At 61.1% G+C, this 13,140-nt stretch carries 9 protein-coding genes and 1 pseudogene; 3 read left to right on the top strand and 7 right to left on the bottom strand.

The features are described 5' to 3' along the window. Nucleotides 1-125 precede the first annotated feature (125 nt). From IEX74_RS22995 to IEX74_RS22980, 4 genes are all read right to left on the bottom strand, one after another. Nucleotides 126-1,250 (bottom strand): PDDEXK nuclease domain-containing protein, encoded by a 1,125-nt coding sequence (locus IEX74_RS22995; protein ID WP_188816443.1) that lies wholly within the window; start codon nucleotides 1,248-1,250, stop codon nucleotides 126-128. A gap of 306 nt (nucleotides 1,251-1,556) precedes the next feature. Beyond that, on the bottom strand, nucleotides 1,557-2,186 hold the full coding sequence (locus IEX74_RS22990) for a hypothetical protein (protein ID WP_188816442.1): 630 nt from the start codon (nucleotides 2,184-2,186) through the stop codon (nucleotides 1,557-1,559). A gap of 133 nt (nucleotides 2,187-2,319) precedes the next feature. Beyond that, the gene (locus tag IEX74_RS22985) at nucleotides 2,320-2,973 is read right to left on the bottom strand and encodes a hypothetical protein (protein WP_188816441.1); all 654 of its coding nucleotides are present in this window, start codon (nucleotides 2,971-2,973) and stop codon (nucleotides 2,320-2,322) included. A gap of 1 nt (nucleotide 2,974) precedes the next feature. Next, the gene (locus IEX74_RS22980) at nucleotides 2,975-3,454 is read right to left on the bottom strand and encodes an RNA polymerase sigma factor (RefSeq protein ID WP_188816440.1); all 480 of its coding nucleotides are present in this window, start codon (nucleotides 3,452-3,454) and stop codon (nucleotides 2,975-2,977) included. A 333-nt stretch (nucleotides 3,455-3,787) separates the two neighbouring features. On the opposite strand from IEX74_RS22980, the gene IEX74_RS22975 reads away from it, so the two are divergent. Then, nucleotides 3,788-4,189 carry a hypothetical protein gene (locus IEX74_RS22975; protein ID WP_188816439.1) on the top strand — a complete coding sequence of 134 codons (402 nt, stop codon included), beginning with the start codon at nucleotides 3,788-3,790 and terminating at the stop codon, nucleotides 4,187-4,189. 165 nt (nucleotides 4,190-4,354) lie between these two features. Here IEX74_RS22975 and IEX74_RS22970 read toward each other — a convergent pair whose 3' ends face one another. Continuing rightward, a complete protein-coding gene (locus IEX74_RS22970; protein ID WP_188816438.1) occupies nucleotides 4,355-4,876 on the bottom strand; it encodes a hypothetical protein in 522 nt (173 codons plus the stop codon). 1,359 nt (nucleotides 4,877-6,235) lie between these two features. On the opposite strand from IEX74_RS22970, the gene IEX74_RS22965 reads away from it, so the two are divergent. Further along, a complete protein-coding gene (locus tag IEX74_RS22965; protein WP_188816437.1) occupies nucleotides 6,236-7,231 on the top strand; it encodes a T9SS type A sorting domain-containing protein in 996 nt (331 codons plus the stop codon). A 143-nt stretch (nucleotides 7,232-7,374) separates the two neighbouring features. Here IEX74_RS22965 and IEX74_RS22960 read toward each other — a convergent pair whose 3' ends face one another. Further along, nucleotides 7,375-8,124, bottom strand: coding sequence for a LytR/AlgR family response regulator transcription factor (locus tag IEX74_RS22960; protein ID WP_188816436.1), 750 nt, complete (start codon nucleotides 8,122-8,124; stop codon nucleotides 7,375-7,377). Beyond that, the gene (locus tag IEX74_RS22955; protein ID WP_188816435.1) at nucleotides 8,121-9,140 is read right to left on the bottom strand and encodes a sensor histidine kinase; all 1,020 of its coding nucleotides are present in this window, start codon (nucleotides 9,138-9,140) and stop codon (nucleotides 8,121-8,123) included. The genes IEX74_RS22960 and IEX74_RS22955 overlap by 4 nt, the downstream gene beginning before the upstream one ends. Before the next feature lie 279 nt (nucleotides 9,141-9,419). Here IEX74_RS22955 and IEX74_RS22950 point away from each other — a divergent pair. Then, nucleotides 9,420-13,140, top strand: a pseudogene (locus IEX74_RS22950) (DUF2339 domain-containing protein); the annotation flags it as partial.

Raw genomic sequence — 13,140 nt, 5'->3', positions numbered from 1 at the left:
AACTGGGTGACGAGCTGATCGGTAAACTGCTTCCTGCCCTGCATCTTCGCTCTACGAGAACACTTGCTAACAGGCTATTACTTCTGCAACAGCCACAACCCTTTCTCGAACACAGCGTCAAGCATTTATTGACTGCCTTCGTTTTCGAGCCGTTCTTGTTCTTCCCGTACGAGCGCCTGCAGCTCGGCCTCCGAGGGTAAGTTCACCTGGTATTTACTGACAAATAACTGCTCGGCCAGCCCCGTGGTGGCATAACGCACGAGCGTATCGCTTTTGTGCGCGCACAGAATCAGCCCCACCGGCGGGTTGTCGCCGTCCGTCATCTCGTGCTCGCGGTAGTAGTTCAGGTACACGTTCATCTGCCCGGCATCGGCGTGGCTGAAAGCGCCAATCTTTAGATCGACCAGCACGTGGCACTTGAGAATGCGGTGATAAAACACCAGATCAATGAAATAGTGCTCGTTGTCGAAGGTGATACGCTTCTGGCGCGCCTCGAAACAGAAGCCGCGACCCAACTCGACCAGGAAGGTCTGTAAGTGCGCGATGATGGCCGTTTCCAAGTCGCTCTCGCTATAGCTGGCCCGCTCTTCTAGCTCCAAGAACTCGAGCACATAGGGGTTGCGCACCACGTCGGCGATTACGAGCGGCTGGGCACCCGCATGGCGGGCGAGCACGGCGGCTTTGTCGGTCGACAGGCCCGTGCGCTCATACAAAGCCGAGTCAATGGCCCGCTTCAACTCCCGCACCGACCAGCTGTTTTTGACGGCCTGCACCTCATAAAAGCGCCGCTGTAGGGGCCGCTCCAGGACCAACAATTCCAAGAAGTGCGAGAAGCTGAGCCGGCTCAGCAGCAGCGCCGGCGCAATACCGGGCAAATCTGGCGACGCGACGGCTGGCTCGGTGGCGGGACGCGTAGGTAAGCGTAGGGTCTGCCGTAAACCCGCCCGTTGTAATTCTGCAGACACTGTCTGCAGAATCTCGGGATAGGCCCGGTAGAACTCGCGGCACTGGTAGAGGCGTCGCTCGGCTAAGCCCTTCACGCCGCGCAGTTCACGGGCCAGTTGCGGCAGCAACTGCTCCCCGTACGCGGCCCGGTCACTACCGTGTTGCTCGTACTCGGCAATGTAGTAGCCGATGAGCCAGTTACGCACGCTCAGCCAGGAGTTGATCTGTTGGGCGGCGGCCCGTTGGGTTTGCGTGTGGAGCTGCTCGATCTGCTGGGCTAGGGTCAAAAGCGAGGTGTCTGCCATAGGCGGCAAGATACGCTCGTCTATGGTAACCAGACCAAGGTCGTCGCAGGCTAGCTAGCTAGCTAGCCTGCGACGCGCGAGCATGTGGAGTTCAGTGCAGCAGAGGAGGGGGATGGAAGTACAGCTTTCTCATCGAAGCAAGAAGAAGCTTGTACTTTGATTGCTGTACAACTTTACTATACCATTTATCTACCCTTTTACCGCTCCCAACTGCCCCTCGTCTGGCACGGCAGGTTGTACAGTAAAAGGAGGATTTAAACCTTCTCGTGTATATCCGCTCGTTTGGTAGAACACCCCCCTTCGGGCTTAGTAAGGGCTCTTCATGGTCTGCGCATCCGCGGGGAGCGCGAAGCGCGTGCTGCTGAGCTTCATAGGCTGCACACCGGTCGCGACGCTCTGCAGGGTAAACTGAGCGGTCTCGATCACTAGCTTCAGGGGGACTGCCCCGGCTTGCGAGAGGTAGGCGTACCAGTTACCGTAACGGTGCGCTTTGAACAGGCCCTGCTGCACCGGCAACTGCGGGCTGAAATAGTATTTCTGTACCCCGCTTCGGCACACCAGGGTCAACTCGTCGCAGTTATACCCCAGGACCTCAGTGGCGCCCTTGCGAAGCGTCGTGCTCAGCACGCTGTCGGGGTTCGTGGCGCCGTCGTTCCAGAGCAGCCGGACCGAACCGGCGACCTTGCTGTACAGCTTGTTTTCGCTGTTACGGTACAATTGCCAAACCATCTGCGTCCCATTGACCTCTGACAAGTAATCGCCTCCTTTAATGTACCAGTTCTGCACGTCTCCCATCAGGGTGGTGAGTTGCCCGTCAGCAAGTCCTGGGATTTTGCTCTGGTAAGTGTTGCGGTAAACGATTTTGCCCTCGAAGTTCTGGGCCTGGGCGACCAAGCAGCTGAATGCCAAGGCAAGGGTGAATAGGACTTGTTTCATCTTGAACGAAGTAAGCGTTGGAAATTAGTGGTTTGAAAGGAATGCGCTGAAAAGTGATTTTCTGGGCTGGTGTATGGCTGCCTGGGTGCCCGATGGGGCTCCTTATGGTTACTGCCTTGAAACAGGCGATGCGTTAACCGCGATCACCCGGCGCCCCCGGCGTGGCTTCGACGCCGGGGGCAGCTTCCAGCTCGCGCAGGTTGGATTCCATGGCCTTTATCCGGCTGAAAAAAACAGCCCGGTAGTACCAGTACCGGAGCAGGAAAGAGCACCCGGTCATGACCACGGAAGCCAAGCCGATGGTTGCAAACGAGAGGCCGAAGCTGGCGCCCTCGAACACCGCATAGAAGGCCACCGGGGAGATAACCAGGAAGACGGAATTCGTGAACCGGTAATACTTTTTAAACGCTGCTAGGGTCTGGCGGAGCGCTTCCCGTGAGCTGGCGTCGGTGTACTCCGAAAAGATCTGTTGCTGTCGGCGGTAGCTCCACCCTGAGAATAGGGCGAAACCCACCAGGACGGCGGCCAGGGTAAGTTTTACGGCCAGCGCGCTCCCTCCTAGGCCCAAGTGGTATTGCCACACCAGGTAACCGACCGTCAGCAGCACCAGCAGCACGGCGTTCCACCCGCCGGCCTTGTTCCAGAAGGCACTCTTCTCCCGCAGCTCCCCCAGGGCACCGGTGTTGCGCTCGAGGATCTGGTTTAATGCCTCCCGGGTATGCCCCCCCGGCACGGGCCCTTCCGGGCGGGCGGTGCCCCAGCTTTTTTTGAATTCGTCCAGTTCCATGTTAGGCTATGCTGATGAGTGTTCGTAGTTGGCTCTTGATCTTGTGGAGTTTGAATCCCACGTTCGTCTCCGAGATCCCCAGCACCTCGGCTATCTCCCGGTAGCTGCAGTCCTCCAGGTAGAGCAGGGTCAGGGCCTGGTCCACTGGGGAGAGCCGCCGGATGGCCCGGTGCATGGCCGCCATTTCCTCGCTGGGGCCACCCTCCACGGCCGGCACCTGGAACGCCTCGGAGCCCAACTCGACGAACCGCTCGGCCTTGGTTTCCTTCCGCAGCCGGGTGAGCGCGGTGTTGAGGGCGACCCGGTACATCCAGGTAGTGACCTTGGAGCCGCCCCGGAAGGTGGGGTAGGAACGCCAGAGCTGCAGCACGATGTCCTGGAAGAGGTCTTCCCGGTCTTCCTTGGAGTTGCCGTACAGGTTGCCGACCTTTTGGATAAGGCCCTGATGGCTATTGATAAGTAAGAGGAACTGCTCTTTCAAGATGCTTGGTATTTCCCGATTAGTCGGGGAAAGCGAGGAATCCTTAGGGAAACCCAGGTTTTTTTTAACACTACTGGGGAAGTAGCGGGGGTGAACCCATCGCGCAGCGCTGCATTCAGGCGAGTATCTAACTGGCTCACAGGAAGAAAGCGAGCACTCGTTTTTTTAGCCCGATGCCGAGGTCTCAGGCCTGCCAACCCCGCTCCTTGGCACAGGACGATGCCGTCCCGGCACGGGGTGCTACCACAGCCACGGTCCGAATCGCTAACAGAACGGTTTGCTAAGCGTTTGTAAACGCTTAGAACCGCTTAGACGAACGTTAATTTACCCGCTATGAACTTGGCCTACACCCTGGACCAGATGATTGCGTTGCAAAATGGGACAGGCTACTTCGATTTGCATAATGACTACGAACTGGTTAGCGCCCAGCTTGACGTTGCCCGGTGCTACCTCCACTTTGTCAAGCGAACAGCCGAGTGGGTAAAAGTGCCCGACCCCGCTCACCTGGTACTGACATTTGAGCAGGTGTACTACTTCCAGCAAAGCGAGGGCCTGCAGCTGCCCACCAGCATTGAAGAAATTGGCTTCAAGGAGCCGAATGACTTCGATCTGGACTGGTTCATGGAGCGACCCGAAAGCGAGAAAGACCACATCTTATTTAGGCTGGAAGATGACCAGTTTATCCGCATCGGAGCGGAAGCCTCGGTCCTATTGACCAGCAACCCCGCTTATTGACAGGGAGCGCCAGTTCAAAAAAACGGTAGGATCACTGAACAACTCCGCTGTAAGACTGACCAGATTTCGCGGAAAGGCGGGTTTGCAATCTTGCTCACAAGCGCCCGTTTGTTCAGCGAAACTAGGGAATAGACACTCTCGATGCACCCTATACGTCCGGCCGAGTTACTCGGCTGACTGCAACGGAATCCGTTGTGTGCTGCCCTGAAATTGATAAAGGTATCCGTGGTAGAGGAAGCAGTGTTCGCCCCGGCGAGGGTCGCGCAAATACGTGGTGTCGTTGCTCACCCGGTACTCCCCGGTCAGCAGCCCAAGAGAAGTGCTGGGTGACTGGCGTTCCAAAATATCACAGCCGGAGCTCCGCTTATGGAGTGTTAACGTGTAGTGTTTCTGTCCCTGTGTGAAGGTGAACGTGGTGAACTGGTGCGCCAGCGAATACCGAAACCAACTCGTTAAGAGCAGCCCGTAAAGAAGCGGTGCGGCGACGGCGTTAAGCAAAAAGGCCGTTTGCCACCCGCGTTGCTGGAGCAGCAGGCTGAGCAAAACCAGCAGCAAATTGGCAAGCAGCAGCACCGGAGGAACAACGACGCCTAGAATGGCCATGTCATTACCCGGCTGCTCCGTCCAGATCCACAGGCCTAACCCGACCACATCTACCCCCACAAGAATGGCGAACTTCTTCAACATGCTGGCTGATACCTAATGGAGGGGTAATCTACGGGAAAGGCCGGCTATACTCCTAGGCCATCTTCTCGACGTTCTGCCCCGCTACCGGTATCGAATAGACACTTGCTACAATTAACAAGATGGGGTACAGCACTTTCATGGGCAGCAATAACATGGCGTAAAGGAGGATGGAGCGAATCAACAAATCCGGTTTAATGAAACGGTGGCTATTTTTTTGCTTGTTGCTGACCATTGCCTTCCCGTCGACTAAGCTGATTCACATCGCACTCCCTTTCTGCTGCTACCTTCTTGACTGCTGCGCAACTCGCTTGGGCTCATTTTCGCAAAGCTTCCTGGCTGGGCTTTCTCTGTCTGCCCGTAGGCGCCGCCCTGGTGGGTGCCGCACAAGCCTGGGTCGGCCAACCCGGCTATCCGGCGCCCTCCTTAGTGCCCATCGGCCTGCGGGTGCTGAGTAGTCTGGCCACGGCCTGGGCGTGGTTGCTGGGCAGTGCGATCTGGGGCTCTATCTTCTTAGGCGTCCCCGCTCTGTTGTTTGGCTTGCTCCGCCAGCCGCTGATGTGGCTGTTGTTTACTGGGTGTAGAACCTGTCCGCCTGCTACTGGGCGGATCCTCGCTTTAGTAGGCACTCTCGCGTTGTTTGAATTTCCCGTTTGGCTACTGGGCAATTTGCTACGGCACGTGCACACGTATGGCTACTCGGTGCACCTGTTCTGCTTCGGCGTGAGCCTGCCCTGGCTCGTGGGCTCTCTGTGGGCGACCTGGTTATTGAGGCAGGAGCTACAGACCGCCTCTTGAGACCATCAACTGGGAGCCGCTTCGTTGTCTTCGTTCTCTCCTCTTGCACCACTGCTACTTAACCGAGCCCTTTTCTGCGTACCAAGCGCTAAAAGCCGTCTGCATTTCCAAGAATGGCTATTGGGCATGGTGCACGTGAGGGAGCCGTTTGGCAAAACGGGCGTTGGTAGTGGTAGCGGAATACGGCTTTCGCCGATCAGGACTTCTTGGCCATTCCCTCAGGGAACGTCACTCCACGCAGCGCCGCCTGGTGGACTGGTCGCTAGGGGTGGTGCACTTTTTGATTGAACCGGTAGGGGGCAGCACGACCAAGTGCTCCTTCCCCGGCCTAGTGGAAGCTAAACTTCAACTCAGCCACTACATCGCCTACTCAACGCTGAATGAGGGTATACTTTGCTCGGCTACCAAGCCCTGACTCCACCTGCAAACAACGTCCTACAGCCGTCCGGCTTCGCAAGACCATCTTACAAGCTAGGTGATGGTTCGTCAGAAGCCTTCTTCTCTCGATACAGGAGCACAACGGCGACCTGCTGCTTATCCAGTACTTACTAGTTTTTATCTGCTATGAATACAATTTTACATCTCCCTCAAGTACTCCTTACCTTCTTCCGGTTTGTGCTTGCCCCGTTCGGAGCAATACCGACGCGGCCGGGCAACCGAGTAACCCGCACCGCCGCTGGTCTCGCGTTGGGGCTACTGCTGGCCGGACAGGCCACGACGGCCCTGGCCCAAGAAGTAATCCCCGGCGTGATCGGAACGGATCAAATCGTGTGCGCTGGTGAAACCCCGGCCGTGCTCCGCAATCTGACAGCGGCGAGTGGCGGAACGGGCACGTATGCTTACCAATGGGAGTCCTCGTTCGACAACACGAGCTGGACGGCTGTCGCCGGCGCCACGGGGGCGGATTTCCCCCCGGGGCTGTTGGCGGTCACCACCTATTTCCGCCGCCAAGTCACCTCGGGCGCCGGCTCGTCTGCCACGGTGACGTCCAATGTCGTGACCGTCATGCTGCTGCCGGCGCTAACGTCCGGCAGCATTGGCGCGGACCAAACGCTGTTCACCGGCGCGACCCCGGCTCCCCTTACCAGTATGGCTGGGGCGAGTGGCGGAACGGGCACGTATACTTACCAGTGGGAGTCCTCGGCTGACAACATGACCTGGACGGCTATCGCCGGTGCCACGGGGATGGATTTCGCACCCGGCCCGCTGACGGCTACCACGTACTTCCGCCGCCGGGCCATGTCCGGGGGGTGCACCTCGATTTCCGTCGTCGTCACGCTGAGGGTGCAGCCCATCATAACGAGCCAGTCAGCGGCAGCCACCACCACGTTCACGGTGTATCCCAACCCCGCCACCAGCGGTCGTCTACAGCTGGCACTGCCCCTGAGTAGCTCCGGCCACGCCACGCTGCTCAACGCCCTAGGTCAGCCCGTGCTGGTCCAGGACTTGTCGGCAGCGGCGGAGCACACGCTCCTGACCAGCGGCCTGCCGGCCGGGGTCTACCTGCTACGCGTGGCCACGGCCGGGCGGATCCTCACCCGCCGGGTCGCGCTGGAATAAGTGGTCCGCTGCCGCTTGAAAGCACCCGTGGGATGGTGATTTTGGACAGCAACCATCCTACTCGATCGGCCAGCTTAGGTGCGCTCCTCCCGCTGTAAAGTAGAGAAATAGAGCACTATATTTTATAGCGCAGGTCCGGTAGGTCAATGATCTAGCCACTGCTTAAAGGCCGGGGCACGGCCGGCACTGACGACCAGGGCCTCCCCCGCCACCGGGGGGGCTAGCTGCAACACCAGCCGCCCCTTGAAATACGGCCGGATTTCCCGCACCGCCTCGATGCTCAAGATGATTTGGCGGTTGATGCGAAAGAAGTGCTGGGCGGCTAGCTGCCCTTCGAGCTGGTCGAGCGTGTCGGCGATGATAAAGCGCTTGCCGGCGTGCGTCACGAGGAATACCACGCCCTCTTCGGCCAGAAAATAAGCGACTTGCTCGACCGGCACCGCCTGCAACACCTGCCCGGTTTTCACCAGAAAGCGCGAGCGGGGCGTGGTGTGCACCAAACGCTGCACGTTCGCGACGGCGGCCGGTAGCGTGGCGGGGCGTAGGGTGTCGTACTTCTGCAGCGCTCGTTCCACCTCGGCCGCTTGCAGCGGCTTGAGCAGATAGTCCACGCTGTTCACTTGAAAGGCCTGGATGGCATACGCGTCGTAGGCGGTGGTAAAGATGACGGGCGCACTCACCGCCACCTGCCGAAAGATGTCAAAGCTGTTGCCGTCCGAGAGGTGAATGTCGCAGAACAGCAGGTCGGGGGCCGGCTGCGCGCGCAGCCAGTCCACGGCGTCTTCCACCGAGCCCAGCGAGGCCAGCATGCGCGTGGCGGGCCGTAGGCGGGTGAGCAAGGCGGCCAGGGCCTGGGCGGCCAGGGGCTCATCTTCGAGGATCACGACGTTCATGCGGCCGGGGCAGTTAGGAGGGGAAGGCGGACGACAAAAACCTCCGGGGTGGGCACAATTTCCACGAGACGGTCCGTCAGGTGGTGGTAGCGGCGTTGGATGTTCCGCAAGCCCGTGTGGGTGGAGGCTACCGCACCGGTACGGGGCTGGCGGTTGTTTGCGACCACCAGCATCCCGTCGGCGATGGACACTTTGATGTGTAGGGGCTTGCGAGGGGTAGAGCCGTTGTGCTTGATGGCGTTTTCGAGTAGCATTTGCACGGCGGTAGGGGGCACCAGGGCTTGCTCCCACGCCGGGGCAATGTCCCATTCCACGCGCAGGGCCTCCCCGAAGCGAGTTTCCAGCAGGCTGGCGTAGGCGCGCACCAGCGCCATTTCACTGCGCAGCGGCACCAGCGGTTGGGCCCCCGTGTCGAGCAGGGCGCGGTAAACCTCCGCGAGTTGGCTCAGGAACTGCACGGCCCGGTCCGGGTCGAGGTGAATCAGCGAGCCGAGTACGTTCAGGCTGTTGAACAGAAAATGGGGGTCGACCTGATTTTTCAACGCTTCCAACTGGGCCTGGAAGGTTTCTTTTTGCAGCTCGGCCACCCGCACCACTTCCTGCTGCAGGTGTTGGCGACTGTGCTCACGCTCCACAAAGTAGTAGAAGAACAAAGACAGCACGGCGCTGACAGCCAGCGACAGGCGCAGGGCTTTGGGTGTAATTTCCGCGGTCGGCACCAGGTAATGCTGCGGGAGGGAGAAGAACACTACCCAGAAAACCAGGCTAACCAGCACCACGCAGAGCCCTTCCAATAAGGCTTTGACCGTGGCAGGTGGTCTGGTCAGGCGATCGGCGCCGAAAAGGCGGGCCAAGGGGGCGTGTACCAGGAAGGTGGGCAGTAGAAAGGCAAAGACCAGCAGCAGCTCTTGGTAGCCAGCCAGCGCGCCCACCCACAAGGTGCCAAACTCAATGAACACAATCACGTGGAAGACCACTACGGCGGCCAGGGCCGCCAACGCAATTTTTCGGGTCATAGGGCCTGAGTGAGGCGACGTATTGCGTCAAGGCAATGGTCACGGAAGAAAGCGGAGGCAACTGCCCCAGTCGTCGCGCTAGGACCTAATTACCAAACCCGCACGACAAGGCAAAATTACTAGGTAGCACGACGAAAAGCTGACTTCGGCTGGCGGATTCACTGGACTCTTATCCCGATTCAATGCCCCGGAGTCCTCCTTCAGCAGAAAACACTTCCAGACGGGCGAAAAGCGCGGGAGTATTGCCCCATCCTAATGCTTCACCTAATGCCCTCCCGCATGGATGTTTCCTTTCTCGCTTTACTTGTTGCCGTAGTAGTTGCCTGGCGGGTGCGAGGCTTACCCAAGCGCCTGTTAGCGTTGCAGGATGAGTTGGAAATCCGCAAAGCGGAGCACAACAAGCTGCAGGCCGAGTTGAAAACGGAGCTGCAAAGCTTGCGCGAACAGTTGGTCAGTCTGCTCGCAAAGGGTGAGCTGCTCGAAGAGGCCCCTCCCGTAGTGGGTCTGGCGCGGCCAAGGGCCGTTGCTGCTTCCGCTCCCGTGCAGGTCACTGCCTTGGAAGCGGAAGCGGAAGCAGCAACGGCCCCTGCGCCAGACAGCAAACCGTTTACCCCCGTGCCGGAGGGCGTGCCAAGTACCTCTGCACCCGCTCCGGTTAGCACGGCGGTTGCGGAGCCCGTCGTAACCGTGCCGGTTCCACCGCCTGCTCCGGTTGAATCATCGGCTTTGCCACTGGTTCTTCCTGTTCCGGCGGCACCGGCGCCTACACCCGCACCGGTTACCATTCCACCGGTGCCAGTGCTATCAGCGTCCCCAGTGTCAGCGCCCGTTCCCCCGCCGGTTTTGCCCCCGGCCCCGGTAGTTGTTCCGGCACCCATTCCGGCGGCAAGGCCTACGGTTGGCCCCAAGCCCGGAGCTGCTCCCAATTCCGGAACGGCAACTGCCCCGGCTCTATCGCCCCCGCCACTGGTCCCGCCAACGCCACCTCGGCTGCCGCGACGTCCGCCACCCCTGCCGGAGCCCACCGGGTGGGAGCGGGCCTCCGCTCTCTTTCTCGAAAACTGGACCGGTATCCTCGGGGCCGTGGTGCTGGTCACGGGGGTCGGCTTCCTGGGAATCTACGCGGCACTGCGGGTGAGCCCGCCGGTGCGGTTCCTGCTGATTTGCGCGTTTGCGGCCGGCTTGCTGGGTGTGCGGTTTGTGCTCCGTCAGAAAGGCTTTGCGCGGCAGCTTAACAGCTGGCTGCTGAGTAGCGCGGCGGCCATCTTCCTGTTTGCCTGCGTGGCGGCCGTGAGCATCGAGGGCCTGCGCTGGGCTACCGCGCCCTGGGACTACCTGCTGCTACTGGCCGGGGTGGGTGCCAATCTGCTGTTGGCCTGGGGCGCCCGCCGCCAGGAAGTGGCGACGCTACACGGCGTGCTGAGCTTAGTAGCCCTGGCGGTGTTGCCCCCCACAGTCCTGACGCTGGGGACAGCGACCGCGGTTACGGCCTTCACTATTGCCATCACGTATCGTCAGCAGTGGAAGTATCAACTGCTGCTCGGCATCGTTAGCTTCTTTGCCTTCCACCTTTACTGGCATCAGCAGTTGACGGCCATCTCCAATTCCCAGCGCCTAATGGCCATGGGGTTGGTGGGGCTGGTGGGCGTAGCCGCGGCCGTGGTGCAGTACCGCCGCGTGTACGCCCAGCGGCGGTTCGAACCGCTGCTTTTTACCGCCCACCTCCTCAACTGGACCTGCCTGGGCATCAACCTGTACATGTACAGCACGGGCTCCATCTGGAAAACCATTCCGCTGGGCCTAGGCGCGCTGCTCACCTTCTGGGCCGGGCGACAAGCCAAAAGGCTCGGCATCGGTTGGTTGTTCCAGACCGACACCATCATCTCGCTTATTCTGGCGCTGGCCACCGCCCTATCGCTACAAGGCTGGCACGCTACCAACTCAGTTATCCTGCTGTTCATGCTGCTCGAGTCGTTGCTGGTCACGCTGGTAATGGCCCGGCAACGCGAAGCGCTGGTGTACCGGGTCGCGCTGTCCGGGGCCTGCCTAGCGGGGGGTGGCCTGCTGCTGCTCGCTGCCTTTACCGCCGATTCCAGCCTGCCCCACGTGCTATACCGCGATGCCTTCGTGCTGGCGCTGTCCGGTTGGGCGGGGCTGGCGTTCAGCCGGCTCACGTATAAGCAGCCCTTGCTCCAGGCCGCCGAGTCTGCCCGCAACCTGCTGGCCTGTTTTGCCGGGCTGGCCGGCCTGCTGCAGGCCGGAGCCGGACTGCTGCTGACGACGGTGCTGTTTAGTCGGCCGGATGCGCCGATGATACTCCTAGTGGGTGCCCTACTGACCCTGGGCGGCTGCGCCCTGGCCTTGGCGGCCTGGGTACGCACAGCATCCCAAACGCCGGGCTGGGTGCGGCAGCAGCAACTGCTACTGGCGCAGTTCTTTGCGGTGCTGGCCGGGTTGGGGCTGCACGAGCAGGGTCTGAGCTGGCCGGTGGTGCTGGGCATCCTCTACGCCGAGCAGGTGGCCGTGGCCTTGCTGGCGGCCCGATGGCGCGAACCCCTACTCTACCGCGTTGCCCAGGCAGGGGCCTTGCTAACCGGTGGCGGACTAGTGCTAACTGCCTGGGTGAAGGTCGGCACTACCCTCCCCGCTGAACTTTACCGCGACGCGCTGGTACTGGCCCTTACCGGCTGGCTGAGTCTGGTATTCCTGCGCCTGGCACACCGGCAGCTCTCGGCCCACAGCTCACCGGACGCCCCCACTGAGATTTCCGAAACTGACCAACACCTGCTTAGTGGCTTTGCGGGGCTGGCTGCGCTGCTGCAAGCCAGCACGGGCCTGCTGCTGGCGCGCGTGCTGTTTACCTGGCCGCAGGCGCCGGCAACCTGGCTGCTGGCGGCGCTTCTGGTGATGGGCGTCGTCGCGCTGGGACTAGCCGCCTGGGTGCGGGCGGAGCCCCGGCTACCGGCCTGGGTGCAGCCGCTACAGTTGTTGTTGGCTCAAGCATTTGCCGTGCTCACCGTATTCGGATTGCACGAGTTAGGGCTAAGCTGGCCGGTGGTGCTGGGTCTGCTCTATGCCGAAAACCTGGCCGTAGTTTGGATTGCCGCCCGGAAGCGGGAGGGATTCCTCTATCGGGTGGCCTTGGGCGGCAGCTTAGCTGCGGGGCTGAGCCTGCTGCTGACGGCCCTAAACAACGTAGGCCACCGTCTGCCGCCTACGCTTTACCACGACGCCTCGGTACTGGCGCTAGCCGGCTGGGCGGGGGTCGTATTGGTAAACCTGACCCATCGGCAGTTGCTAGCTCCGGGGCTAGCCGAAGATTCCGATGGTATTCCCGTCGACCGCGCCCTGTTGGGCAACATTGCGGGGCTGGCGGGCCTGCTGCAGGGCGGCACCGGGCTGCTGCTGGGCCGGGCGCTGTTCGGCTGGCTCGGGGCGCCGGTGGCCCTCTTGCTGGTTGCGCTCCTGGGCATGGGTGGCATCGCCCTCGGCCTAGCGGCCTGGGTGCATACGCAGGGCCTGTTGCCCCGTTGGGTGCGACGCCAGCAGCTCGTGCTGGGGCAGGCATTGGCGGTGCTGGCCGTGTTGGGGTTGCACGAGCTGGGCCTGAGCTGGCCCGGGGTCATGCTGGTTTTGTATGCCGAGAATCTGCTGGCGGCCCTGCTGATAAGGGGCCGCGATGAAGACGAGTTGCTGCACCTGCAGACCTACCTACTAGTAGTGCTGGCGGCCCCGTTGCCGCTGCTGGTACGCTACACTTCGCCGGGAGCCTTCGGGGCCGAGGTACGGGCGGCTTTGCTCGTCGGGGCGGCCCTGCTCACGGTGGGCTACCAGCTGCGGCGTCAGTTGCTGTCGAAAGTGGACGGGGATTACGCCGTGCTTCCGCTCGGCGACACCCTGCGGTTGCCGGTCCTGGGACTGGCCGTGGGGTGGCTGTTGCTCAGTGGCGGCGCGCTGGTGTTCGACCGGGTCTGGGCCGCCTGGGCCATGGTCGGCTTGC

Source organism: Hymenobacter cavernae, from assembly GCF_014641455.1.
Lineage (GTDB): Bacteria > Bacteroidota > Bacteroidia > Cytophagales > Hymenobacteraceae > Hymenobacter > Hymenobacter cavernae.
The sequence above is the reverse complement of the archived record's forward strand: the minus strand, read 5'-3'. Positions and strand labels throughout refer to the sequence as shown.

Excerpts from the sequence above, each read along its gene's own strand:
- IEX74_RS22995 (WP_188816443.1), bottom strand. The coding sequence starts at position 1,250 with ATGGCAGACACCTCGCTTTTGACCCTAGCCCAGCAGATCGAGCAGCTC.
- IEX74_RS22990 (WP_188816442.1), bottom strand. The coding sequence starts at position 2,186 with ATGAAACAAGTCCTATTCACCCTTGCCTTGGCATTCAGCTGCTTGGTC.
- IEX74_RS22985 (WP_188816441.1), bottom strand. The coding sequence starts at position 2,973 with ATGGAACTGGACGAATTCAAAAAAAGCTGGGGCACCGCCCGCCCGGAA.
- IEX74_RS22975 (WP_188816439.1), top strand. The coding sequence starts at position 3,788 with ATGAACTTGGCCTACACCCTGGACCAGATGATTGCGTTGCAAAATGGG.
- IEX74_RS22970 (WP_188816438.1), bottom strand. The coding sequence starts at position 4,876 with ATGTTGAAGAAGTTCGCCATTCTTGTGGGGGTAGATGTGGTCGGGTTA.
- IEX74_RS22965 (WP_188816437.1), top strand. The coding sequence starts at position 6,236 with ATGAATACAATTTTACATCTCCCTCAAGTACTCCTTACCTTCTTCCGG.
- IEX74_RS22960 (WP_188816436.1), bottom strand. The coding sequence starts at position 8,124 with ATGAACGTCGTGATCCTCGAAGATGAGCCCCTGGCCGCCCAGGCCCTG.
- IEX74_RS22955 (WP_188816435.1), bottom strand. The coding sequence starts at position 9,140 with ATGACCCGAAAAATTGCGTTGGCGGCCCTGGCCGCCGTAGTGGTCTTC.